Source organism: Flagellimonas amphidinii, from assembly GCF_013090115.1.
In the GTDB taxonomy this organism is placed as follows: domain Bacteria; phylum Bacteroidota; class Bacteroidia; order Flavobacteriales; family Flavobacteriaceae; genus Flagellimonas; species Flagellimonas amphidinii.
The window spans coordinates 19,933-45,514 of the sequence record NZ_JABFNN010000025.1; the positions used below are offsets into that span (position 1 = coordinate 19,933).

The following is a 25,582-nucleotide window of genomic DNA, read 5'->3' on the forward strand; positions in this document are numbered from 1 at the left end:
TCTATTTAGAAGCTCGTATGGCATCCATATATCTCGCCAACTGTTTCTTGACCTCTGGGAACAAGAAGTACAGACCCACCATATTAGGGAACACCATGGCAAAAATCATGGCATCGGAGAAAGCCCAGATAGAATCCATGCTAGCAGCAGCCCCAATGACAACAAAGGTCAAAAACAACAACTTATAGGTCAAATCTGTTTTCTTTCCTCTTCCAAAAAGGAACTTCCAAGACTGCAATCCATAGTACGACCAAGAAATCATGGTTGAAACTGCAAACAATACCACAGCAATCGTCAAGAACACATTGGAATAAGGAATGTATTTGGCAAAAGCTTGCGATGTAATTCCTGCGCCCTCGTAAGGTGTTCCATCTATCATCACCACACCAGTTCCATCTCCTCCATAATCAAAAACTCCACCAAAGTTAAAAATGATGATTACCAAGGCTGTCATCGTACAAATGACAACAGTGTCAATAAAAGGTTCCAACAGTGCAACCAAGCCTTCGGAAGCGGAGTATTTTGTTTTAACTGCAGAGTGTGCAATGGATGCAGAACCTGCTCCTGCCTCATTGGAGAATGCAGCTCTTCTAAAACCAACCAACAGTACACCAATCACCCCACCAACACCAATTGCGGTTGGATTAAAAGCTTCAGTAACAATGAGTGAAATGGCATCATCAATAAGTCCAAAGTTTCCAAAAATGATATAAAGACACGCAAGAATGTATAGTAATGCCATAAATGGAACTACTTTTTCTGTTACAGATGCAATTCTTTTAATTCCTCCTATAATAATGACACCTACCAAAAGTGCCAATACCACTCCAATAATGGTACCTGCCATGGTACTTTCCCAACCGAAAAGCTCCTTCACAACAATAGTGGCCTGATTAGATTGTGCAGCATTACCTCCACCAAAGGAACCCCCAATACAGAATACTGCAAATAAAGCAGCCGAAATTTTACCAAGGGTAACAAAACCTTTGCTCTTCAATCCTTTGCTTATATAGTACATAGGGCCACCATACACTACTCCGTTCTCATCAACGTCTCGATACTGTACTCCCAACGTACATTCCACAAACTTGGTGGACATACCTAAAAGTCCGCAGACTATCATCCAAAAAGTAGCACCTGGTCCTCCCAAGGCAATTGCTAAGGCCACACCAGCGATGTTTCCGTTTCCAACAGTGCCTGAAACTGCTGTCGCCAAAGCCTGAAAATGGCTCACCTCTCCCTCATGGCTTTCATCTCTTATAGTATCTGGTAAATCCCCATCCACAATATTAACCTCAGCTTTTTCTACGCCATGACCGGCTGCACCTTCCAAAACATCGTATTTTCCACGAACAACATTGATTGCAGTCCAAAAATGCCTAACATTTGGAAATCCGAAATATAATGTAAAGAACAATGCACTTCCTACCAATAGTATAAGCACGAATGGCGTTCCCATTATTTCGAAAAAGATTACTGTATTGAAAAAATCGGAAACGGGTTTAAAAGCAGCATCAATTTTTTGATCTAACCCTACTTCTTCGGCTTCCTGGGAAAACATAAATAGTGGAAATACTAAAGTTAAGGCGGTAAGAAGTCTATACTTCATAATATCTATTTGGTTATGTTAATTTGATGTAAAGGGGACAATATCCTAAAAAAAAACAACGGAGTCAAATTTAATAGATGTTAAACTACCCTATTTGAAACATTTGGTTGAGTTTTTTTATTTGCTCAGGCCTTCCTAAAACAATGACCTTGCCCTTGGCTTCCAACTGCAGGTCTGCCTCAGGGTTTATGATGTATTTGCCTTCGGGATCTATATAGCCTATAATGGTGCATCCCGTTTTCCTACGAAGATCCAAATCCCTAATGGAACTACAATCTACCTGATCCACAAAATCTTCTATTTCCACTTCTTCCAGATTAGTAGTATGCTCTCCCTCTACTGAAAGCTTATCCATAAAAGTGATCAAATCAGGCATCACTACCAAGGAAGCCATATGATCACCCCCAATTTTATCTGGCATAATTACTTTATTTGCTCCCGCAAAAGCCAGTTTTTTCTGGGAAGTTATTTGTGATGCTCTGCTAATGATAAATAACTTTTTGTTCAATTGTCTAGCAGTAAGTACTATAAATAGATTAACCGCATCATCTGGAACAGCTGTAATTAAATATTGGGCCCTATCTATGCCGGCCTCCATTAAAATCTCATCTTCATTGGCATCCCCTTCCACAAACAAAACTTCATCCTCGTGCCGTTCAATGATTTCCCTATCTCTTTCAATTACCACAAAAGGTTTTCTGTAAGCCCTCAACTTTTCGGCTGCTTGCATCCCATTTCTTCCAAAGCCACAAACCACAACATGATTAGATAAATTTCCTATTGCTTTCTTCACCTTTTTCTTTTTTAATAATTCCAAGGAATTCCTTCCCAATATATATTCAGTGACCACCGAAATGGCAAATCCAAAAATGAAAACACTGGTAACAATTAAAAATACAGTAAAAATCTTTGCGTTGGCATCCAATGGCCTTACCTCTGAAAAACCTACCGTGGTCACGGTAATTATGGTCATATAAAAAGCTTCGATCCAAGAATAATCCGCTAAAATCTTATACCCTATCACTCCAAACGACAATACCAAGACCATGAGAGAAATGGCAATTACTATTTTGGAACGCAATAGTTTAATCATAATCAAAGGTCAAAAACAGAGGTTCTTTTGGTATAGACCAAGTCCTTGATCTTTAACCAAAACGCAATAAAAAGATACAATGCAAAACCAAAGCCCAAAGTGGCAAAGGTCAAATAAATGAAAGTCGTTCGTACCACCCTAGCTCTTATCCCAAGGCGTTCCGCGATGCGTCGACAAACTTCAAAACCCCTCTTTTGAAAGTAATAGAGTGAATCATAAAACAAAGCCATGGCTAAAATTATGTATTTCTGTTTAATAAATGGACTCCTAAGCTACATTGCAGACATTTATTTTTAGAACAGTACTGGTTGTACAATTGTATTTTGGCTTGACTTTCCATAGCATTGTTAGTTTTTGATCCTAAGATTTCAAAGTTGGAAACAATGGAATTGGATTCACTTTTTAGTTGAGAAACCATAGCAATAAGTTCCTCGCTCCAATCCACACCAATGTGTTTTGAATAGCAAAATTTCAAAGGAACAAGTGTGTTTATTATCAAAAGGTCGATAAAATTCCTACTGAGTTTCTTAGGGTTATTGCCAGATGATTTACCAAAGGTATAATGACTGTTCCAGTATGCACTTGCCATACAAGTAAATATTTGGTATACATCTTCTACTTTTTTGATTTCCATCAATTTTGAAAACAAATTGTTATGCTGAACATATAATTGCGCCAATTGTGCTAATCGAAGCGTTGGAAAGTTGGACGGACGTAAACCATAAAATTCAGGCTTGCCAGTAGCTGGAAACAATTGGTATTTGTGGGATAGATAATCGTACTCTTTGGAAAGCTTCACGTAATACGCATCTGTACAATCTTTTTTTTCAAGCAATCCAAAATATCCCAAGAACAAACCTTCCAAACTTAAATTACGGGAGCTTTCTTTTCTCACAATGGAAAAAGACAATTGCAAGGCCCTTTCTAAAAAGAAATCTCCGTTGACTTTAGTCCCAAAACTTTTGGCCAAGAGTACAAAAAGAACACCCTCCCAATCAAATTTTGTGTTCTTGAGCAACTCCAAAATACGTTTAGATTTGGTTTCCAGCCTTTCTAAATACAATCGGTCCAAGAAATTGTTGACCAAAAAACCATCCATTTGGGCAAAATCTCTTTCACAGTTGATAAAATTTGGATTGGCACGAAGGAACATTTCTTCATATTTTTTTAATAACGCAGGAGCCACATGGTCTTTTAATTCCAATGTTGGGATAAAACTACCATCCTTTCTAAAAACAGAAACATCATCTTCCCAAACCACATGAAGAATAACATTGTCGTAAGCATCATCAATTTCATGATGATGTGCATACCAATCTGATGATTTGAGGTGCATTTCCACATTTCCGGCCCAAAGTTGTCCTCCAACCTCTACCAAAGCATTAAAAAAGTCTGGTCCAGCGTACTGATTTAAAGTACCTGGTTTAATAATTTTTATGTCTTGGGAGGTTGTTGTGGTCAGCGGTCGTCCTTGAAGCTTATCGCACCTCCATATAAAATGGAGTAGGTCTTCCTTCATAATGCTAAAATAGAAAAATGACTACCATTTTCCAGCATAAGTAAGGGAATCACCCGAACTTTCCTTTAAAAAAGCGTATTTAATGTTATTGATTTGCCGAATATGGTGGTAATCATGAGCCAACCAATTAAAAAGAAATGAATACGCTGAAATTGGACCTCGCTGTGGGTGATGCAACACATTTTCCCAATGTAGATCAAACGTGCTTTTCAACCAAGCAATCGATTTTTGACGTTCATGGTCAAACTGCTGTAATTTTGTTTTAAAATCCTGTCCATTATAATTACGCTGTTTCACCCATGCTGCCGGATCAATGGGAATCAATGGTTTATCAGGATTCTTGAGTGTATGTTCAACCCGAGTCCGAAAATCTTCTTTTTCCTCATCAACCAAATGACAAATAATTTCCAACAAGGACCAATCCCCAGAACTTTTCTTCCAGTTAACCAGTTCTAAGGGAATATTTGCCAAGGTTTCTAATAAAACCCTTCGATTTTGTTCCAGCGATGCAATTCCCTGTTCGAGTGTCATAGTTTTTCTGCTATTTCGTATTTGAATTTTTCCAACCGTCATTGCAAGTACCGATACCCATTCAACTTGCATCTTAAGCAGAAAAATATGCATTGCAAACATATTAACAAAAAGTTTTGTACATTCGTTCGTACCCATACTTATTAATTGCATTTTAAAATTTCAATCTCTTCAACAAATGCAATTCAGCACAGCAGACTGTTTTATAAAGTAGATTTTAATTCTTGTTGCCAGACAGTTATTTAAACTAAATAATGGGCTTCTCATTTTTTAATCACTTAAAAAAGGGGTGGGTACTGCTGCTGTCAGTGCTTTTAATTTCCTTATGCAATATGCCGGAACTAATGGCACAAGCAGTGCTAAAGGAGGTTTATTTTCCTGTTCCGATAAACACCTCTTCTAGGACTATTGACTTTCAAAACAAACAAACATTTGTATTGAAGGATATGGGTATGTATGCCAGTAATGAATTTCAAGGGGCCCGTCTAAATGATTTTAAAAAGGTTAATGATAGTACAGTGGCCGTATTCATTAATCCAGAAAACAAACCCATAAACAATAGTGCCTATTATGCATTTTTGCTATGGTCAGAAGTCAAAAGGGATATATACTTGAATTTTAAGTATCCAGCCGAATATAAACATCGATATAGACCCAAAATAAAAACTGTAAGTGGTGTTTGGAGAAAACTTAGTAAAAAGAATATTGTACGAAATGGCAATGAAGCAATAGCAAAAATACGTGTTGGCAAAACGCCCGTTTTGATATCGGCCCAGGAACTTTCTACATCAAAGGATACGGAAAAATGGATCAATAGCCTAATTGAAGGAAAGGAAGACCACGTACATTTACTATCAGCAGGAAAATCCAAATTCCAAAGGGATATCCCAGTTCTGGATATTTATAAAGACTCCAAGCAAGGAAAACCTATCGTGGTCCTATTGACCCGTCAACATCCACCGGAAATAACAGGATACTTTGCTTATCAGTTCTTTTTGGAGACCATATTGAGCGAATCAAATCTATCCAAGACCTTTTTGGAAAAGTATCGGGTTTTGGCCTTCCCAATTGTGAATCCAGATGGAGTGGACATGGGTAACTGGCGGCATAATGGAGGGGGAATCGACCTCAACAGGGACTGGTCTAGATACAGGCAACCCGAAACACGAAATGTTGCAAACTTCATCATCAATTCAGCATTTGAAAGTGATGGGGAAATAGTGCTTGGACTGGACTTCCATTCTACATATAAAGATGTTTTTTACACGAATAAAACCCGTAAAAAGACCACTATGCCAAATTTTATAGGTGATTGGTTCAAAGCTTTGGAAGAAAACATTCCTGATTATAAAGTGAACGAAAGAAAAAATGACAGCGCATCGGCAAACTCGAAGGGTTGGTTTTTATATCTGCACAATGCGGTTGGAGTTACCTATGAAATAGGAGACTCTACACCAAAAAAGCAGATAGAACTCATAGGAAAAGTTTCCGCTAGGGAAATGATGAGAATATTGATAGAAAACTCTGAATAACAACAAAATGACAAATTAACACACCCAAAACCCACCTTAACCTACATTATGAACGCACTATTAAAAAGATTACCACTTGCACTCATTTTAATATCATTGAGTGTACATGCCCAAAAAACGGTTACCGGTACCGTAAGTGACAGTTTTGATATTTTACCCGGAGCCACAATACTTGTAAAAGGAACAGATCAAGGTACCACCACGGATTTTGATGGGAAATACAGTATTGAAGTTCCAGATGGCGCCATATTGGTATTCACCTATCTGGGGTATAAGGACCAAGAAATAGAAGTTGGCGACAAAATATTTATAAATGTACTATTGGAAGAGGATGCACAAGCCCTTGATGAAGTAGTTGTCAATGCTTTAGGAATTGAAGTTGACAAAGAAACGCTAGGAGCAACCGTATCCAAAGTGAAAGCGGACCAACTGGCAACCTCTGGGGAAGTGAATCTTATAAACGCTTTACAGGCGAAAGCTTCTGGTGTTAGAATTGCCCGATCCAATGGAGATCCCGGAGCTGGAGCCATAGTACAAATTCGTGGTGCAAATACAATATCCGGTAGCACACAACCCTTGATTATTTTAGATGGTGTACCTATAAGTAACGATAACCTTACAGGAAGTAGTGATGTTGATGGAGGCACGTCCCAACAATCACGCCTTAATGATATCAATGAAGATGATATTGAGTCCATCGATATCTTAAAAGGAGCTTCTGCAGCTGCCATTTGGGGCTCAGAGGCTGCAAATGGTGTTATTGTGATAACTACCAAAAGAGGAAGGGACACAGGGAAACTCAATGTGGTATACAGAACAACGGTGTTTGTGGACAAAGTAATTAACTTACACCCTGTACAGACCAACTATGGACAAGGCAACAATGGTGTTTATAATCTTGGGAGCATTCAATCCTGGGGAGATGAAATAGCTTCTCGTCCTGGGGGCTCCGATATATTCTTTCCAAGAAATGAAGAAGGGTATTATATAGATCAAAATAACAGGGAGTGGGAATTAGTCCAAACCAAAAACTCAAAAGAAACTTTTGTTGAGAGAAATTTCGATAAAGTCTTCCAAGATGCCCTCTCTCAAAAGCACTACCTCAGTATCAACAACGCCAATGACAAAGGTAGGTATCGTTTCAGTATAGGGGCATTAAATCAGGAAGGTGTCATTAGGGAAAGTGATTACAAAAGAATCAATGTAGGTTTTAGTGGGAAATATGAATTCAATGACAAATTGAGTGTTCGATCTCGTTTTCGATACACCAACACAAAATCATTGCGAATACAACAGAGCTCCAATACCGCAGGTTTGTTACTTGGACTTTTACGAAACGCGCCAGATTTTGACATATCCGGTTATACCGGAACTTATATAGATGCCAATGGAGATACGAACGAGAATAGACATCGTTCCTATAGAAACCCAATAGGTGCTTCAACCAATCCTGGATATAACAACCCATTATGGACCCTATATAGACAAAAAAGCCCCAACCAAGTAGATCGAATAATTGCATCCGCAGATTTTGATTATAGGCACAACTCATGGTTGCGATTTAAGATACGTGGTAGTTATGACATGTATTTTGATGAAAGACGCTATTTTTTCCCAGTGCATACTGCTGGTAGGGGAACTGGACGATTCAATCTGGACAATATCAATAACAGAGTATCCAATTTTGATTTTATAGCCAGAACAAAAACACTCAAAATAGGTGGAGGTTTTAGAGGAAATCTACTAACCGGATATAGTTTTAATGAAAGATTGAGGAAATCAGTTTATAATGAAGGTGCCAATTTCCTTGCCGATACTGATGCCCAGGTATTTTCCAATTCAACAGAAATAGAACCAACGAGGCACTTTATCACCCAAAGAAGAAAATACCGGTTCTATTACACAGGAAGTCTCGATTTTAAAAAGCAATTCTTCCTCAATACCGCAGGTGCCATGGAAAGAGCTTCTACCATAAATGGTGCATTTTTCTATCCATCTGTTGATATATCTTGGTTGTTTACCAAATTGAATTTCTTAAAAGACAACTTGGTGCTCACACATGGAAAAATAAGGGCCGGGGTAGGACAAGTAGGTGTTGAACCCAGAGCTCATCGCGCACAAACCACGTATGAAACCCCTACATACTCTGATTATTCCGACCCTCTTGAATTAGCACAATTTGGAGGCGGGTTCCGATTCAACAATAATTTAGGAAATTCAAATTTAAAACCTGAAATAAAAACAGAATATGAGGTAGGAATGGATTTGAAGTTCCTTGATAATAGACTTTCTCTGAGCGGAACCTACTATTACAATACCGTAGAAGATATTTTAATATCCCTACCTACATCACCCAGTACAGGTGCAGATAACATTTATGCCAATGGGGCAAGTCTTGAAAATAGAGGTTTGGAACTGGATCTTGAATATGATTTTCTTAAAAACAACAAAGGTTTCAAAGCCACTGTTTATGGTAATTTCAACAATAATAAAAATAAAGTATTGTCCATCTTGGGAACCAATACGCTTGCACTAACAAGTGGCTCCATTAGCTCCAGGGCTGTAGTTGGCTATCCCATGGGGACTTTATGGGGTTCAAAAGCACTAAGAAATTCGGACGGCTCCTTGGATTTGGATGTAAATGGATTTCCACAGTTGGCACCCGAACAAGGGGTGCTGGGCGATCCCAACCCAGAATGGAGGGGCGCTGCTGGGTTGCGGATAAATTATCGAAGTTTCTTTTTCAATACGTTGGTAGAGCATTCCCAAGGAGGCGTATTTGCAGAAAGAACACGCTTTATTATGCGGAATTTTGGCACCCACACAGATGTAGGGAACACAGTTACCCCAACCGTCGATGTTATAGATCGTGCTGGGGTTATACATCCCGCTGGAGTACCAGTTCGCGGAAACATTCAAGATTTTGGGGCAGGCCCAGTACTATTGAACGAATCCTACTATACCACTATAGGTGGAGGTTTTGGATCTTCGGTAATCAATGAGTTTGCCATCAATCAAGATGCCTCATGGACACGTTTAAGCGAAGTAACGCTAGGTTACACTTTGAATTCCGAAAGGTTTAGGGAAAAGACAAAATTGGCTTCGTTATCCTTTACCCTAACAGGGCGAAATTTAGCACTATGGACAGATATTCTAGGGGTTGACCCTCAAACTAACCAAACTGGCGTCAGCAATGGATTTGGTATCGATTACTTTACCAATCCAGCATCAAAAACATACTCACTTAAATTGGAAATCAAATACTAATGCATATGAAATCAAAAATCTATATAAGTATTTTCTGCGTTTTTTTGATGATATCTTGCAGTGAATCCTTTGAAGAACTAAATAGCAACCCGAATGCTATTACTGTTGATGAAAGACTAAATCCCAGTTTATTGATAAAAGGCACTATGTTGGCCGACATAGCCATAAATGTCAGTCACTTGCAACGAATATCTGGAATGTGGTCCGGCCAATATAGAGGCGAAATATCACTATATCTAGGCCTTTACAACTATGACATATCTTCCGAAGAGTCCAATAGTGCATGGGGCTATGTATATAATGGCATACTCAAACAAAATCGGGAAATAGCCAAATACTACAATCTAAATGGCATTGATAGGAAAGGTCTGCTCATCTCTGGTATAACAAGGGTAATTGAAGCACACGCCGTAGGTACTGCCACTATGATATGGGGAGATATTCCTTATTCCGAAGTCGGAGTGGAAAGTATTGAAGATCCTAAGTTTGATACGCAGACCGAAATCTATGAAGCACTTCAAAATATATTGGATGAAGCAATCATCTTATTGGGAAGTCCAGACACAGATGATGATTTGGATGAAGATATCTTCTTTGAAGGTGACAAGGAAAAATGGTTAAGAACAGCATATACCCTAAAAGCAAGATACTATCTTCAAAACAAACAATACACGGAAGCTTATGAAGCAGCACAAAACGGCATTTCTGAACATGATGGAAGTATGCGATTTACACCTTTGGAAACTGGAATAGTAGGTACTGAAAACCTTTTATATCGATTCATGATTGGAAGCAGAATCGGATTCATGAGTGTTGAAGATACATTTTTTCGAGATCTATTGAGTATTGATGAAGGCAGTCGCAGGAACGATAAAACTGATGAAAAAGCCAGAAGGAATTATTTGGAAGCTGGCGGAAAAAGTGGAACGGGCAGCACCAATATAATTAATGGAGAATTCACTCCAATGAATCTAGTTACCTATCAAGAAAACCTTTTGATCCTTGCCGAAACCGGCGCCAGAACCATTTCTTTTGAAGAAGGTCTAAACCAATTGAACCTGGTTCGGGAGTTTTTGGAATCCGAAGATTCATTTGATATACGATTTTCTGGTGATGTGGATGATAAAATTTATGAAGCCTATGCAGACGAAGACTTTGAAGCCGGGGGAATGGAAAATGAAGATGGTATCGATAAAACACGGGCCTTACTACGTGAAATTATAGAAGAACGCTACGTAACAGGGTTTGGCACATTCATGCCTTGGAACGATTTAAGACGACTTCGTACCGAGACAGATATTGTTGTACCTGTTCCCTTTAATAGATCTGGTATTGAAATTCACCCGCAGCGTTTTATAATTTCCCAAAACGAACTCAATTCCAATAATAATGCACCCGTTGGATTATCTATTTTTGAACCCATGTCCATTAATCAATAATGTTGGAAAAACAAAACCGGCTTTGTTAAGACTATTTTTAATCTTGTCCTTATGAAATCCATTTGCAAAGTCTTTATACTGACACTATTGTTCTTGCCCTTTCTAATCTGTTGTGGCATAAAGAAAATAGAAGCTGATATTCTAATTAAAAATGGTTTGGTGTATGATGGCGTATCCACCAAGCCATCTAAAAACAGTATTGTTGTTAAGGGGGATAAAATCATTCATGTGGGTGATTTATCCGGTTTTCAAATTGTTGCAAAAAAAACAATAAATGCCAGTGAACTTATCGTTTGCCCAGGCTTTATAGACCCACATACCCACGCTGATCGGGATTTGAACAAAGCCGAAACCTCTCATAACAAACCTTTTCTGTTCCAAGGTATAACTACCGTAGTTGTTGGGAATGATGGCGCCAGTTTTTATCCCCTTAAAGAATTCAAGGCACTCTATAATGCTCAAGGAATTGGCACCAATGTAGTGCCTTTGGTTGGACATGGCACAATACGAGAACAAATAATGGGAAAAAGCGATAAACTGGCCACCGCTGCTGAAATAAAGAAAATGCAACAACTCGTAGATCAAGAAATGAAAGCTGGTGCCTTTGGTATTTCTACAGGTCTTTTTTATTCTCCCGGAAGTTATTCCAATACTGAAGAGGTCATTGCATTGGCAAAAATTGCTGCAGAAAATGGAGGAATCTACGATACACATCTAAGAGATGAGAGTTCTTATAATGTGGGGTTGATGTATTCAATTGAAGAAGCCATAGAAATTGGCAGACAAGCCAAACTTCCCATTCATATTTCGCATATTAAATGTTTAGGGGTTGATGTCTGGGATAAAAGCAAAGCTATAATAGACCTGATTGAAAAAGCACATGAGGAAGGTCTTGAAATTACAGCAAACCAATACCCTTATAGCGCCTCTGCGACCGGACTGAAAGCTGCCGTGGTACCCCGTTGGGCCGAAAGTGGCGGTAAAGATTCCCTGTTCATCCGATATAATGATCCAAAGCTTAAAAATAAAATCCTAACGGAAATAAATGAGAACATTGCTAGAAGAGGCGGTGCCGAAAAGCTATTGATCGTAAAATCCAAAAAGGGAAATTTTATAGGGAAAAATTTATTGCAAATATCAAACATGCTTGATTTACCTGCCAATGAAACCGTAATTGAGTTGTTAAAATCGGGGTATGTTCGTGTGGCATCTTTCAATATGGCCAATGATGATATTCTTACTTTTATGAAACAGGACTGGATTGTTACGGGATCGGATGGCAATACCGGACATCCAAGAAAATTTGGTTCCTTTCCCAGAAAGTTTCATACCTATGTAGCTCAGAAAAAAATAATAGACACTTCTAGGTTCATCAATAGTAGTAGTGCAAAAACAGCAGAGATATTTAAAATTGACCGAAGAGGAAAATTGAAAAAGGACTATTATGCTGATATAATAATTTTTGACCCAAAAACATTTCGAGATAAGGCGGACTATACAAATGCCTTTCAACTATCTGAAGGGCTTGTCTATAGCATATTGAATGGAAAAATCACCATTGAAAATGGAAAGTACAATAATACCCTTAATGGTAAAGTGCTTAAAAAAAGAAAGCCTTAATAACTGCTGTCTCCAAAACCTAAATAACGAAAAGAACTTTAGTGTTTCTCTGCAAATACATTCCTATTCGGCTACCTCGCCTTCCCAGTTCATAAAACCACCTTCTAAATTATAAGTGTTTTCAATACCAATACTGTTCATAATGGCACAGGCTTGTCCACTACGGTTGCCCGATCTGCAGTAGACATAATAGTTTTTGGACTTGTCTAATTTTTCCAACTCATCCAAAAATTCCTGCCCCAAATAAATATCTATATTGGTGGCGCCAGGAATATAGCCTTCCTCCACTTCTTCCGGAGTTCGCACATCCAGAATAAAAGCATTGGTATCGCTTTCTAATTGTTCAGCCCATTCCTCTTGTGATAAATCTGACATAGTAGTAATATTTATGTCATGCAAAAATAAAAATCCGGAGCATTACCCCGGATTTGAATTTCCATTATTTTGTGATTTTATCTTTATTTTATGCCGCAACCGATAGCCTTCGTAGTCTTGGTTACAATTTCATTCCCGGCCAACATGGCATCCACAGCACTTTCAACAAACTTTTCCTCCACTTTTGATGCATCTTGGTAATTATCATCAATAGCACCTATGTATTTTACCATGTTGCCTTTAGAGGTATTTTCCAGTAAAAAGACATGAGGTGTTCGTGTAGCTCCAAATTGCGGATAAACTTTTTGGCCCTCATCAAAAAGATAAGGAAAGGTAAACCCCTTTTCAGCTGCCCTTACTTTCATTTTCTCAAAACTGTCCCCAGACTTAATATCAGGATTATTGGGGTTAATGGCGATTACTGGTACACCCAAAGAACGGTATTTGGCATCCAATGCAACAATACGATCCTCATAGGCAATAGCATACGGACACGTATTGCATGTAAAAATCACAATAAAACCTTTTGCTTCACTAAAATCTGAAAGGGAAACCATATTGTCATCAATATTTTTAAGGGAAAAATCTGAAACGATATCCCCAATATTGTATCCGTCAACCCCAGTAGGCTTCAATATGGTAGAGAAGGCCCCCAAGGAAATTACTAGGGCTAAAAGACCCAAAATTTTAAGTGTTTTCATTACGGTATCAGTTTAAAAATTTGCTCAACTCAGTATTCAGCTCCTCATAGGTAAAACCCTGCTCATAAAAGGTGCGTTTGTCCTTGTTATATATAAGTGTTGCTGGTATACCTCCTCCCCAATCTTGATCAACTTTAGGAATCCATACATGTTGCTTAGGGTCATCCAGAATAACCACTTTGGATTGTATTCCTTTTTTTTCCACATAAGGTTCCAATCTTGTTTTCCACATGTTGGGCATATCCAGACTTACTAAAATCACTTCCACACCATTCTTCTTTTGTTCTGCATTTACCTGTTCAAAATACGGCATTTCCTCAATACAAGGTTTGCACCAAGTGGCCCAAAAATTAATCACATATATTTTCTCGTCTTTTTGATACAATAATGATTCAAACTCTTCAAAATTATAGACAGGAAATTTTACGGGATCATCAACTTCTTTAGTCTGAACTTCCACTATATCTGATGAAGATGAGTACGACATCTCTTCTTTTTTATTTTTATTTCCACAACTAGAGCATATGAATAGAATGCCCAAAACAAAAAACAATAAGTTATTCATTATCCGATTTTTACGATTCTAAAATTAACCAATGACCTATCCATCTTTTCTTTTTTAACAAAACTTTATCTGTTAAAAATACATCGATAAAGGATATATCAGCATACATTTGTATATACAATTATTGTTTGTACATGAATGTGGAGGAAATCATAAAAACAGAAAAGGAAATTCCCTTGAAGCCCCGAACCATGATTCATTTTGCATTGGTAGGCAACAAAATCAGGGAACAATTTGCTTTGGCTTTAAAGCCTTTTGAAATTTCTGAACCCCAATTCAATGTATTGCGCATTCTTAGAGGTCAAAAAGGCAAGCCCTGTAATCTGTCCACAATAAATGAGCGTATGGTCACCAAAATGAGCAATACTACGCGTTTGGTGGACAAACTTATCGCTAAAGAATATGTGGAGCGATGGGTGTGTCCTGAAAATAGACGTAAAGTGGAAATCATGATTACAGCTGGTGGTCTGGAAGCACTAAAAGAAATTGATCATGTTATTCAAGAAACTGAAACTGATGTTTTGAAGAATTTTTCCACCCATGAACTTAAAGAACTTAATAATCTCCTAGATAAATTTTAACATGAACAATGTCATAGAAAATAGAACCTGGCGTTACGCCACAAAAAAATTCGATGCCAGTAAAAAAGTATCGGATGAAGATATGGAAACCATATTGGAAGCCACAAGATTAAGTGCTTCATCTTATGGATTGCAACCTTATCACGTTTTTGTGATAACAGATCAGGAACTCAAAGAAAAATTAAAACCCTTTTCTTGGAACCAATCGCAAATTACAGACGCTTCTCACCTACTGGTGTTTGCCAACGTTACAGATTTTGGTGAAGAATTAGTGGATGGATATTTACAAAATTTGAGCAAGACCAGAAATGTACCAATGGAAGGGTTGAAAGACTATAGCAATATGATGAAATCAAGTTTGCTAAACCTTCCTGTTGAGACCAAGAGCAACTGGACAGCCAAACAGGTATATATCGCCCTGGGCAATGTCATGCAAGCTGCTGCTGAGCTAAAGATTGACACATGCCCGATGGAAGGTTTTCAAGCTGATGAATACAACAAAATCTTGGCCCTTACTGAAAAAAATCTCAATGCAGTGGTTGTGCTTCCCTTAGGATATCGATCCGATGAAGATGGGACTCAGCACATGCCCAAAGTGAGAAAATCAAATGAAGAATTATTTACACATTTATAAACCTTTATTAATTCAATTACAATAATTAAAAACACAATCATGAAAAAGACAATTTTAAGTTTAGCCCTTACCGTTATTTTTGGAGCATCAACTTTTGCCAATCCTATTGACGGAGAAAAGAAAGAAGTGAAAGCTAGTGAAAGCTCTGTAACTTGGAAAGCTTACAAAGTAACTGGGTCACATACTGGTACAGTAAACCTTAAATCTGGATCTTTGGAATTTGACGGAGACAAATTGGTTGGTGGAGAGTTTGTAGTGGACATGACCACAATAAACACTACCGATCTTCAAGGGGAATACAAAGGTAAATTGGACGGTCACTTGAAATCTGATGATTTCTTTTCAACTGCCTCCAACCCAACATCTAAATTGGTTTTCACTAATGTTGAAGCTTCTGGGAAGAACTCTTACAAAGTAACTGGAGACCTTACTATTAAAGGTATTACCAAGCCAATTACTTTTGATGTATCCATTTATGGAAGTAAAGCTACAGCAACTTTGAAAGTTGACCGCACAAATTACGACGTAAAGTACGGTTCCGGAAGTTTCTTTGATAACTTAGGGGACAAAACCATTTACGACGAATTCGACTTGGTTGTTGATTTGCAGATGTAATCAGCTGTGTTTAGTGTTTGAAAATCCCATCTGAGACTTTTCAGATGGGATTTTTAATTGTTCACCCCTTTTGCACGCCATAGGTCAAAAAACTACAACGCCATTTTTCTTTCACAATCTATTCTTTTCCACATATATCCTTTTCCCTGTTTAGATAAATCCAATTTTTGGTAAAAGACTCTTTCATTGATATTTATGAAACTTTCGTGGGCATTAAAATTTTAAATATGTATCTTTAGAGTACCTATTAATGCTAGAATATTTCCGCCCCAAAATATCCTATTTAAAATCTTATCATGAAACGAGTAATGCAAAAATTATTTGTTTACTGCGCGCTAGCAGTAACATTTTTGGGAGGCTGTACTGAAGAAAACCACACCGACTCCCCTGTAGAAATTCAATTGAACAAATCCGTTTTAGGAATTCTTATTGGTGAAACTTATGCCTTATCGGTCACTTCAGAAATGGAAAGTAACATTCAATGGAGCAGCAACAAAGCTGACATTGCCACGGTGAACTCAAAAGGTCTCGTAACTGGCATTTCAGAAGGAACCGCAATCATTACCTCAAAATCAGAGGGTTCAAGAGCCATTTGTACCGTGGTCATATCAAAAAAAACATATGATTTAGAGCTGAACCAGAATAACTTGCGCCTATACCCCTACCCTGAATATGCACAAACTTTAGAAGTACTTACAGATGTTGATGACAATGAAATTATATGGGAGAGCACTGATCCCAGTATCGCCACTGTAGACCAAATGGGAAATGTAACCCCATTGGTCATAGGCGAAACAACCATTACAGCTAAATTCGACGAATTTTCCGTCGAGTGTTTTGTCGAAGTAGTGGAAGGCCCAGTGACCCTAATAGAATTGGATAAAACGGAGCTAGTTATGAAAACCTTCAAAGAAAATCAAATATTCATAGAGAACATAGAATCTGAATTGGAAGAAATAGGTTTGCCAATATGGGAAAGTAGTGATCCAGATATAGTGAGTGTCAACAACGAAGGCCAACTTACAAGTCATGGACTGGAAGGCACCGTTACCATATCCGTGACCGTGGACAACCTAACTGCTGAAGCCACAGTTACAGTTACCCCAGCAATTGTTTATGTTGCTGGATATGATAATGACAGGGCCGCATTATGGAAGAATAATGATATTACTTATGTAACTGATGGTAGTGAAAGCGAAAGTGAAGCAGAGTTTGTATATGTATTGGATGAAGAAAATATTTATACAACTGGACATATCGGTGTATTTGGTGAAAGATCTGTGAAATTATGGAATGACGACCAAGAACTGTACGAATTCACAGATGGAACGGAAGATGCGAGAGGTAAAGCAATTCTTCTACACAATGATGAAATCTATGCTGTCGGATTTGAAGATTCTGATTCTGGAGGCTTACTCAGAAAAATTGCCTCAATATGGAAAAATGGTAATCTAGCACCAGAATATGAACTTACGGACGGAACCAAAGATGCCGTAGCCTATTCCTTCTTTGTAGATTCTGAAGTATTTTATGTATCCGGATACGAGAAAGAAACCACAAACACCAGCAGTTCTTTAATTCCCAAAGTATGGATGAGAAATAATGATGTCAATGAGGAAATAGTGCTTCCCAACCAAGGTGACGATGGAATTGCTTATTCCATAGCAGAACTTAACGGTGATATTTATGCCGTGGGATATGATAGACAAGGCGGTACACTCACCTCAATACTTTGGAGGAAAAACGATAATGAAGCTAATTTTAATGCCACTGTACTTTCTGATGGTGGCAGCTCTATCGCATATTCCATAGCAATCCACAACGGTAATTTATATATAGCGGGGTATGAAATTATAGATGGGGATAGGATTGCAACAATTTGGGATGAAAACGGTACCATAATTTACAATTTAAATTCTGAAGGGGTCGATGAAGCAAGGGCCCACGCAGTATATGTTACAGACAATGGAGATGTGTACGCTGCGGGTTATCAAGAAAATGCCGAAGGAAAAGAGGTGGCCACGGTTTGGAAAAATGGAGAGCCCCACCTTACACTAAGTGATGGCAACAATGATGCCCGTGGACTTTCCATAGTCGTGAAATAAAATAATAGTGTTCATTTCTTTTTACCATGTTAAAATTTGGAAGTTATGATTTCCTTTCTATCTTTGGGGCAATGAATCTAAGAACAGTAAATACTTGGTGGTGGATCAACTTACGTCAGAACTCGTGAGCTAGTCCCCATTGTAACCATACAGAAGGCTTGTCATCACGACAGGCCTTTTTTAATTTATCAAACTTAAGATGGATTACAAACTTAAAACACATTACAAAAAAATCCTGGCAGACACCATTACCCCGGTAAGTGTCTACCTTAAAATTCGGGATAAATTCCCCAACAGCATCTTGTTGGAAAGTAGCGACTACCATGCCAACGACAATAGTTTTTCCTATATCTGTTGCAATCCGATAGCCTACATCAAGGTAGAAAACGATGCCATCACCCAAAAATTTCCGGATGGTTCCAAAGAGGTATCCACAATTACTGCCGAGACTGATGTACCGGATGCAATCCATAGCTTTGGACAACGGTTTTCAGTGACCCAGAACGGTTTCAAGTTTATCTACAATGGCCTTTTTGGTTACATGGCCTATGATGCCGTTCGCTTTTTTGAAGATGTTGAGATTACCAAAAAGGAAGATTCCATTGATATCCCTGACATTTACTACGCCGTCTATCAAAACATCATCGCCATCAATCATTTTAAGAACGAAGCCTATCTCTTTGCCCATTGCTACAATTCTGAAAGCAATGTCGATGAAATAGAACAGCTTTTTACCGTTCGAAATTTTGCCTCCTACAATTTTTCCAAGGAAGGAGAGCCAAAATCCAACCTAAAGGATGAAGAATACAAAGAGCACGTGGACTTGGCCAAAAAGCACTGTCAACGGGGAGATGTCTTCCAATTGGTGCTGTCGCGAAGGTTTTCCCAAGCATTTAAAGGTGATGAATTCAATGTGTACCGTGCACTGCGTTCCATCAACCCCTCCCCTTACCTCTTTTATTTTGACTATGGGAACTTTAAAATTTTTGGCAGTTCCCCAGAGGCACAATTGATCGTAAAAGACGGAAAGGCCGAAATCCATCCCATAGCCGGCACCTATAAAAGAACCGGTAATGATGAAAAAGATGCCGAGCTGGCCAAAGAACTGGCCCAAGACGAAAAGGAAAACAGCGAACACGTTATGCTGGTAGACTTGGCCCGCAATGACCTGAGCAGGAACGGAAATGCCGTGAATGTGGAGACCTATCGCGAGGTGCAGTATTTCTCCCACGTCATCCACTTGGTCTCCAAAGTAACCGGACAAAAGAAAAAAGACATCCCGACCATGAAAATTGTGGCCGATACCTTCCCGGCGGGAACCCTGAGCGGGGCACCCAAACATATGGCCATGCAATTGATAGAAAAGTACGAAAAAACAGGTCGGACCTATTATGGTGGGGCCATCGGATTTATGGATTTTAAGGGCAACTTTAACCATGCCATCATGATCCGCACCTTTTTGAGCAAAAACCATGAACTGCACTACCAGGCAGGTGCCGGATTGGTGGCCGCCTCCGACCCCGAAACCGAATTACAGGAAACCTATAACAAACTGGGCGCTTTGACCAAGGCCCTAGAAATTGCAGAATCCATCTAAGATGAAGAGAAAGATATTAATGATAGACAATTACGATAGTTTTACCTACAATTTGGTGCACTATCTTGAGGATTTGGACTGCGATGTCACCGTTAAACGAAATGACCAACTCACTTTGGACCAAGTGGAGCCCTTTGATGAAATTGTCCTCTCCCCGGGCCCTGGAATTCCAGATGAGGCAGGATTATTGAAGGACATCATCAAGAAATATGCCCCTACCAAACGTATTTTTGGGGTCTGTTTGGGGCAACAGGCCATTGGAGAGGTATTTGGCGGGAGCCTGATCAACCTTGATCAAGTGTACCATGGTATTGCAACCACCATTTCGGTGACAAAAGACGATGTTATTTATAACAATTTACCCAAAACGCTTCAAGTAGGTCGATACCACTCGTGGGTAGTCCATCCAGATTTGCCCGATGGTTTGGAAGCCACTTCGGTTGACGAAAATGGCCAAATTATGTCGCTCAGACACAAAACCTATGACGTTACCGCAGTACAATTTCATCCCGAGTCCGTACTGACCCCTCAAGGAAAACAAATGCTAAAAAACTGGTTAAAAAGTTAGATATGAGCATACAGTATTGAGTATACAGACGGCATATCCATTCTCAATACTCAATACTTAGTTCTCAATACTGTAAAAAATGAAAGCAACACTAAATAAACTCATCAATCACGAAATACTGTCCAAGGCAGATGCCAAACAGATTTTGGTGAACATTGCCAAAGGAGACTACAACACTTCGCAAATAGCTGCCTTTTTAACGGTTTATATGATGCGAAGCATCACCATCGAAGAACTGGAAGGTTTTCGGGATGCCCTTTTGGAGCTATGCCTAGCTGTAGATCTTTCAGATTATAATCCTATTGACTTATGCGGAACCGGAGGTGATGGCAAGGATACTTTTAATATCTCCACTCTGGCCTCTTTTGTTACCGCAGGAGCGGGAATTAAAGTCACTAAACACGGTAATTATGGAGTTTCCTCCAAATGTGGAAGTAGCAATGTCATGGAATTTTTGGGCATCAAATTCAGCAATGACGCAGATTTTCTAAAGAAAAGTATTGACGAAGCAGGGATTTGTGTACTGCACGCTCCCCTCTTCCACCCTGCCATGAAAAATGTGGCCCCCATCCGAAGGGAGTTGGCCGTGAAGACCTTTTTCAATATGTTGGGCCCCATGGTGAATCCTGCGTTCCCCAAAAACCAAATGGTGGGGGTCTTTAATTTGGAATTGGCAAGAATGTATGGCTATCTATATCAAAACACGGACAAAAATTTTACGGTATTGCACGCTTTGGACGGTTATGATGAAATTTCACTCACAGGAGACACCAAGACCATTTCCAACACTTCCGAAGGGATTTTGGCCCCCAATGATTTTGGAGTACAGAAAATTACCCAAGATAAAATCACCGGAGGTGATGATGTAGCTGGCTCCGCACAAATCTTTATGGATATTTTGCAAGGAAAAGGCACCGAGGCCCAAAACAATGTGGTCTGTGCCAACGCTGGGGTCGCCATTGCAACCGTTGAAGGCATAACCCCAAAGGAAGGGTTTGAAAAAGCCAAAGAATCCTTATTGGGAAAAAAAGGATTGGAAGCATTGAAGAAATTGCAGGAAATCAGTAAAAATTAAGTCACCTTGAGTGCAGTCTAAAGGTCTTTATTAGATTCTTCACTGCGTTCAGAATGACCAAAAAACAAAATGAACATACTTGACAAAATAGTAGCGGATAAACGCAAAGAAGTCGATTTAAAAAAATCGCTGATTCCAGTTACGCAGTTGGAAAAATCAGTTTTAATGGAGCGGAACACCGTTTCTCTGGCTTCAACTCTTCAAAATAGCACATCGGGAATTATTGCTGAGCACAAGCGTCGTTCTCCGTCAAAATCTGTCATCAACCAAAGTCTAAATGTGCAGGATGTAGCCAAAGGCTATGAATCCGCTGGAGTTTGTGGCATGTCGGTTTTAACAGATAGCAAGTATTTTGGTGGCTCATTGGACGATCTGTTATTGGCTCGGGCCTCAGTGAATATTCCGCTGTTGCGAAAAGAATTCATCATAGATGAATATCAAATTTTGGAAGCAAAAGCCCATGGTGCGGATGTCATCCTGTTGATTGCCGCCATTCTTGACAGAAATGAAATCAAAATCCTTTCTGAAACGGCAAAAAGTTTAGGGTTGGATGTGCTTCTGGAAGTCCACAATGAGGAAGAACTGCAAAAATCCATTATGTCCAGTTTGGATATGTTGGGGGTAAACAACCGGAATTTAAAGACTTTTGAAGTAAGCTTGGAAACCAGCAAAAAGCTATCCGAAAAGATTCCAGATGAATTTGTCAAAGTATCGGAGAGCGGTATCAGTAATATAGAAGCCATCAAAGAACTACGGCCTTTTGGTTATCAAGGTTTTTTGATTGGGGAGAACTTCATGAAGACGGATGTCCCTGGTGAGAGTGCAAAAGAATTTATAAATCAATTAATATGAATGTATTGTCATTTCGAACGAATGTGAGAAATCTAACTTAGAGATTTATCAATCACTTCGCTCATTTCGAAATGACAAAAAGAATGATACTATGAAATTGAAGATCTGCGGTATGAAATATAACCCATTGGAAGTTGCGCAATTGCAACCCGATTATCTGGGTTTTATTTTCTGGGAACCTTCAACTCGCTATGTGGAGGGAGAAATTCCCGAGCTGCCCAAATCCATTAAAAAAGTGGGCGTTTTTGTGGACGCAAGCCTAGAAGAAGTGTTGGAAAAAATTGAAGAATATGAATTGGATGCCGTCCAATTACATGGTAAGGAAAGTCCAGAATATTGTCAAAAACTTCGTCATGCTGAACTCGTTTCAGCATCTCAAAAACATGAGACCCCGAAACAGGTTAGGGGTGACAAATTGGAAATCATCAAAGTGTTCTCCATTAAAGACGATTTTGATTTCGCTGTGCTCAACGCATACGAAAATCTATGTGACTACTTTCTGTTCGATACCAAGGGGAAATTACCCGGAGGGAACGGATACACTTTTGATTGGTCCATCCTAAAAGATTACCCCTCCACCAAACCCTACTTTTTAAGCGGGGGAATAGGGTTGGATTCCATGGAAAAACTACAGGACTTTTTGGCCAGTCCAACTTCCCAGTACTGTTATGCCATTGATGTAAACAGTCGGTTTGAATTAGAACCCGGCCGAAAAAACATACAAGGATTAAAAGAGTTTATGAATGAACTTTCCCCTCTAAAAAGAGGGGATTAAGGGGTGTGTATTATGATAGTAAAGTATAACCCAAAATTAAAAGAGTTGGCCCGACAATTAAGAAACAATGCAACCAAGTCGGAGATTCGCTTATGGCAAAAATTGAAGCGGAATCAAATGCATGGGTACGACTTTCATAGACAAAAACCAATTGACGAGTATATCGTAGATTTTTTTTGTAATACACTAGAACTTGCTATAGAAGTGGATGGCTATTCCCATGAACTTGTGGAAGTCTGGGAAAAAGACCAAAAGAAAAGCAAAAGATTAAATTCCCTTGGCATTCATGTACTCAGGTTTTCTGACCATCAGGTAATGAATGACATGGATAATGTTTTAAGCATCATCGAAGATTACATATCAACTTTTGAAAAAAAACACCTCCCTGAGTCCCTCCTTTTTAGGAGGGAAATCAATAGGAAGGAAAAATTGAAAAAATTCATAAATCAAATTATTGATAATGAAAAATAATAATCAAAAAAGTTCCCAATTTGAAGCTGGAGGGAGCTATCACGTTAACAAAAAAGGATATTATGGAGAGTTTGGGGGAGCTTTCATTCCAGAAATGCTTTATCCCAATTGCGAAGAGTTGCGCCAAAATTACCTTAAGGTAATGGCAGAACCTTCGTTCCAAGAAGAATTTGATCAATTATTGAAGGATTATGTAGGCCGCCCTACCCCACTCTATTTTGCCAAACGCCTATCAGAAAAGTACAACACCAAAATATACCTAAAACGAGAAGATCTTTGTCATACGGGTGCGCACAAGGTCAACAACACCATTGGTCAGATATTAATGGCCAAAAAGTTGGGGAAAAACCGAATCATTGCCGAAACTGGAGCTGGACAACATGGAGTGGCAACAGCAACCGTTTGTGCCTTAATGGGCATTGAATGTGTGGTGTATATGGGTGAAATAGATATTGCACGCCAAGCTCCCAATGTAGCCCGTATGAAAATGCTGGGGGCAGAAGTAAGACCCGCGCTTTCTGGCAGTAAAACCCTAAAAGATGCCACCAACGAAGCCATTCGGGATTGGATCAACAATCCTGTGGATACGCATTACATTATTGGTTCTGTAGTGGGACCCCATCCTTACCCAGATATGGTAGCGCGATTCCAATCGGTTATTTCTAAAGAAATACAATCCCAACTTTTGGAGAAAGAAGGAACGGAAAACCCAGACTACGTTGTTGCCTGTGTCGGCGGAGGAAGTAATGCTGCCGGTGCCTTTTACCATTATTTGGACTATCCGGATGTGGGTATTATCGCTGTGGAAGCGGCTGGAAAAGGAATTGACACCGGGGAAAGCGCCGCTACCTCGGCCTTGGGAAAATTGGGCATCATTCACGGCAGCAAAACATTGTTAATGCAGACCCCAGATGGTCAGATTACAGAGCCTTACTCCATTTCCGCAGGACTTGATTATCCTGGTGTGGGTCCAATGCATGCGCATTTATATGCCTCGGGTCGTGCAGAATTCATTTCCATTACGGATGATGATGCCATGACCGCCGGATTAGGACTTTGTCAATTGGAAGGTATTATTCCCGCCATTGAATCCTCCCATGCTTTGGCCATTTTTGAGGATAAAAAATTCAATCCTTCAGATGTGGTGGTGGTCAATCTCTCTGGTCGTGGCGATAAGGACTTGCAAAACTATATTGATTATTTCAGACTCTAGATAACAGAAATAAGACTTTAGATAAATCTCTGAATACTTATATCTGACATCTCACATCTAACTATTATGAACAGAATACAACAAAAACTTCAAGAAGATAAAAAACTACTATCCATATATTTCACCGCCGGCTATCCCAACCTGGAAGATACGGTCAGCATCATAGAGGAATTGGAGAAACATGGGGTGGATATGATTGAAATTGGTCTTCCCTTCAGTGATCCTTTGGCAGATGGGCCTACCATTCAGAAAAGTTCAACCAGAGCCTTAAAAAATGGAATGCACACTACCCTGCTCTTTGAGCAGTTGAAGGACATCAGAAAAACCGTTTCCATTCCCTTGGTGATGATGGGCTATTTCAATCCCGTGTTACAATATGGCGTGGAGGAATTTTGCAAAAAATGTCAGGAAATAGGCATTGATGGTATTATTTTACCTGATTTACCACTTGATGTGTATCAAGATGAATACGAGGATCTCTTCAAAAAATATGGTCTCATCAACGTCTTTTTAATTACTCCCCAAACCAGCGAAGCAAGAATCCATGCTATTGATGAAGCCTCAGAAGGGTTTATTTATATGGTAAGTTCCGCCAGCACAACCGGCGCAAAGCAAGGTTTTGGTGATGAACAACAAACTTACTTTGAGCGTATTAGTGCCATGAACCTTAAAAACCCTCAAATTGTTGGGTTTGGCATTAGCAATTCGGATACTTTTCTTCAGGCCACTGAAAAAACGAAGGGGGCCATTATAGGTTCGGCTTTTATCAAACATCTGACCGAAAAAGGAGTTGGAAAAATTGATGAGTTTGTAAAGGGAATTCGTTAATTTCAACCTCAAATTTA

At 39.2% G+C, this 25,582-nt stretch carries 24 protein-coding genes; 16 read left to right on the forward strand and 8 right to left on the reverse strand.

Translation table 11 applies throughout. The annotated features are described in order from the left end of the window. Position 1 precedes the first annotated feature (1 nt). The 5 genes from HJC33_RS03825 to HJC33_RS03840 all read right to left on the reverse strand — a co-directional run bounded on the left by HJC33_RS03825 (position 2) and on the right by HJC33_RS03840 (position 4,752). On the reverse strand, positions 2-1,609 hold the full coding sequence (locus tag HJC33_RS03825; protein WP_171657476.1) for an alanine/glycine:cation symporter family protein: 1,608 nt from the start codon (positions 1,607-1,609) through the stop codon (positions 2-4). Between the two features lie 85 nt (positions 1,610-1,694). Further along, positions 1,695-2,702 carry a potassium channel family protein gene (locus tag HJC33_RS03830; protein ID WP_171657477.1) on the reverse strand — a complete coding sequence of 336 codons (1,008 nt, stop codon included), beginning with the start codon at positions 2,700-2,702 and terminating at the stop codon, positions 1,695-1,697. A gap of 2 nt (positions 2,703-2,704) precedes the next feature. Next, on the reverse strand, positions 2,705-2,932 hold the full coding sequence (locus HJC33_RS17295) for a PspC domain-containing protein (protein WP_246245479.1): 228 nt from the start codon (positions 2,930-2,932) through the stop codon (positions 2,705-2,707). Between the two features lie 8 nt (positions 2,933-2,940). Beyond that, complete coding sequence (locus HJC33_RS03835) at positions 2,941-4,221, reverse strand: DUF2851 family protein (RefSeq protein ID WP_171657478.1); 1,281 nt, start codon at positions 4,219-4,221, stop codon at positions 2,941-2,943. Between the two features lie 21 nt (positions 4,222-4,242). Further along, positions 4,243-4,752 (reverse strand): DinB family protein, encoded by a 510-nt coding sequence (locus HJC33_RS03840; RefSeq protein WP_171657479.1) that lies wholly within the window; start codon positions 4,750-4,752, stop codon positions 4,243-4,245. Between the two features lie 332 nt (positions 4,753-5,084). Here HJC33_RS03840 and HJC33_RS03845 point away from each other — a divergent pair, with 332 nt between their 5' ends. The 4 genes from HJC33_RS03845 to HJC33_RS03860 are packed head-to-tail and all read left to right on the forward strand — an operon-like array spanning position 5,085 to position 12,610. Continuing rightward, on the forward strand, positions 5,085-6,284 hold the full coding sequence (locus tag HJC33_RS03845) for a M14 family metallopeptidase (RefSeq protein ID WP_171657480.1): 1,200 nt from the start codon (positions 5,085-5,087) through the stop codon (positions 6,282-6,284). Between the two features lie 48 nt (positions 6,285-6,332). Then, positions 6,333-9,551: a SusC/RagA family TonB-linked outer membrane protein gene (locus tag HJC33_RS03850; protein ID WP_171657481.1), complete on the forward strand. Its 3,219-nt coding sequence runs from the start codon at positions 6,333-6,335 to the stop codon at positions 9,549-9,551. Between the two features lie 5 nt (positions 9,552-9,556). Further along, complete coding sequence (locus tag HJC33_RS03855) at positions 9,557-10,990, forward strand: SusD/RagB family nutrient-binding outer membrane lipoprotein (RefSeq protein WP_171657482.1); 1,434 nt, start codon at positions 9,557-9,559, stop codon at positions 10,988-10,990. A 51-nt stretch (positions 10,991-11,041) separates the two neighbouring features. Beyond that, entirely contained in the window at positions 11,042-12,610 is a 1,569-nt protein-coding gene (locus HJC33_RS03860; RefSeq protein WP_171657483.1) for an N-acyl-D-amino-acid deacylase family protein, read from the forward strand. A gap of 63 nt (positions 12,611-12,673) precedes the next feature. Here the strand turns inward: HJC33_RS03860 and HJC33_RS03865 are convergent, their stop codons facing one another. The 3 genes from HJC33_RS03865 to HJC33_RS03875 form a co-directional block, all read right to left on the reverse strand. After that, the gene (locus HJC33_RS03865) at positions 12,674-12,985 is read right to left on the reverse strand and encodes a rhodanese-like domain-containing protein (protein WP_171657484.1); all 312 of its coding nucleotides are present in this window, start codon (positions 12,983-12,985) and stop codon (positions 12,674-12,676) included. An 83-nt stretch (positions 12,986-13,068) separates the two neighbouring features. After that, on the reverse strand, positions 13,069-13,686 hold the full coding sequence (locus HJC33_RS03870; protein ID WP_171657485.1) for a thioredoxin family protein: 618 nt from the start codon (positions 13,684-13,686) through the stop codon (positions 13,069-13,071). A 7-nt stretch (positions 13,687-13,693) separates the two neighbouring features. Next, positions 13,694-14,173: a TlpA disulfide reductase family protein gene (locus tag HJC33_RS03875; protein ID WP_246245480.1), complete on the reverse strand. Its 480-nt coding sequence runs from the start codon at positions 14,171-14,173 to the stop codon at positions 13,694-13,696. Between the two features lie 212 nt (positions 14,174-14,385). On the opposite strand from HJC33_RS03875, the gene HJC33_RS03880 reads away from it, so the two are divergent. The 12 genes from HJC33_RS03880 to trpA all read left to right on the forward strand — a co-directional run bounded on the left by HJC33_RS03880 (position 14,386) and on the right by trpA (position 25,565). Further along, a complete protein-coding gene (locus HJC33_RS03880; RefSeq protein WP_171657487.1) occupies positions 14,386-14,832 on the forward strand; it encodes a MarR family winged helix-turn-helix transcriptional regulator in 447 nt (148 codons plus the stop codon). A gap of 1 nt (position 14,833) precedes the next feature. Next, the gene (locus HJC33_RS03885; protein WP_171657488.1) at positions 14,834-15,466 is read left to right on the forward strand and encodes an NAD(P)H-dependent oxidoreductase; all 633 of its coding nucleotides are present in this window, start codon (positions 14,834-14,836) and stop codon (positions 15,464-15,466) included. A gap of 39 nt (positions 15,467-15,505) precedes the next feature. Further along, positions 15,506-16,081, forward strand: coding sequence for a YceI family protein (locus HJC33_RS03890; RefSeq protein WP_171657489.1), 576 nt, complete (start codon positions 15,506-15,508; stop codon positions 16,079-16,081). A 296-nt stretch (positions 16,082-16,377) separates the two neighbouring features. After that, positions 16,378-18,186: an Ig-like domain-containing protein gene (locus HJC33_RS03895; protein ID WP_171657490.1), complete on the forward strand. Its 1,809-nt coding sequence runs from the start codon at positions 16,378-16,380 to the stop codon at positions 18,184-18,186. 199 nt (positions 18,187-18,385) lie between these two features. Continuing rightward, positions 18,386-19,783, forward strand: coding sequence for an anthranilate synthase component I family protein (locus tag HJC33_RS03900; RefSeq protein WP_171657491.1), 1,398 nt, complete (start codon positions 18,386-18,388; stop codon positions 19,781-19,783). Between the two features lies 1 nt (position 19,784). After that, a complete protein-coding gene (locus HJC33_RS03905; protein ID WP_171657492.1) occupies positions 19,785-20,351 on the forward strand; it encodes an anthranilate synthase component II in 567 nt (188 codons plus the stop codon). A gap of 79 nt (positions 20,352-20,430) precedes the next feature. After that, positions 20,431-21,426 (forward strand): anthranilate phosphoribosyltransferase, encoded by a 996-nt coding sequence (trpD, locus tag HJC33_RS03910; protein ID WP_171657493.1) that lies wholly within the window; start codon positions 20,431-20,433, stop codon positions 21,424-21,426. A 69-nt stretch (positions 21,427-21,495) separates the two neighbouring features. Beyond that, positions 21,496-22,278, forward strand: coding sequence for an indole-3-glycerol phosphate synthase TrpC (gene trpC / locus HJC33_RS03915; RefSeq protein WP_171657494.1), 783 nt, complete (start codon positions 21,496-21,498; stop codon positions 22,276-22,278). A gap of 91 nt (positions 22,279-22,369) precedes the next feature. Beyond that, positions 22,370-23,053, forward strand: a complete 684-nt coding sequence (locus HJC33_RS03920) for a phosphoribosylanthranilate isomerase (protein WP_171657495.1) — start codon at positions 22,370-22,372, stop codon at positions 23,051-23,053. A 45-nt stretch (positions 23,054-23,098) separates the two neighbouring features. After that, the gene (locus tag HJC33_RS03925; RefSeq protein ID WP_246245481.1) at positions 23,099-23,524 is read left to right on the forward strand and encodes an endonuclease domain-containing protein; all 426 of its coding nucleotides are present in this window, start codon (positions 23,099-23,101) and stop codon (positions 23,522-23,524) included. Beyond that, the gene (gene trpB, locus HJC33_RS03930) at positions 23,514-24,737 is read left to right on the forward strand and encodes a tryptophan synthase subunit beta (protein ID WP_171657497.1); all 1,224 of its coding nucleotides are present in this window, start codon (positions 23,514-23,516) and stop codon (positions 24,735-24,737) included. Before HJC33_RS03925 ends, trpB begins: the two co-directional genes overlap by 11 nt. A 66-nt stretch (positions 24,738-24,803) precedes the next feature. Beyond that, positions 24,804-25,565, forward strand: coding sequence for a tryptophan synthase subunit alpha (gene trpA, locus HJC33_RS03935; protein ID WP_171657498.1), 762 nt, complete (start codon positions 24,804-24,806; stop codon positions 25,563-25,565). Positions 25,566-25,582 lie beyond the last annotated feature (17 nt).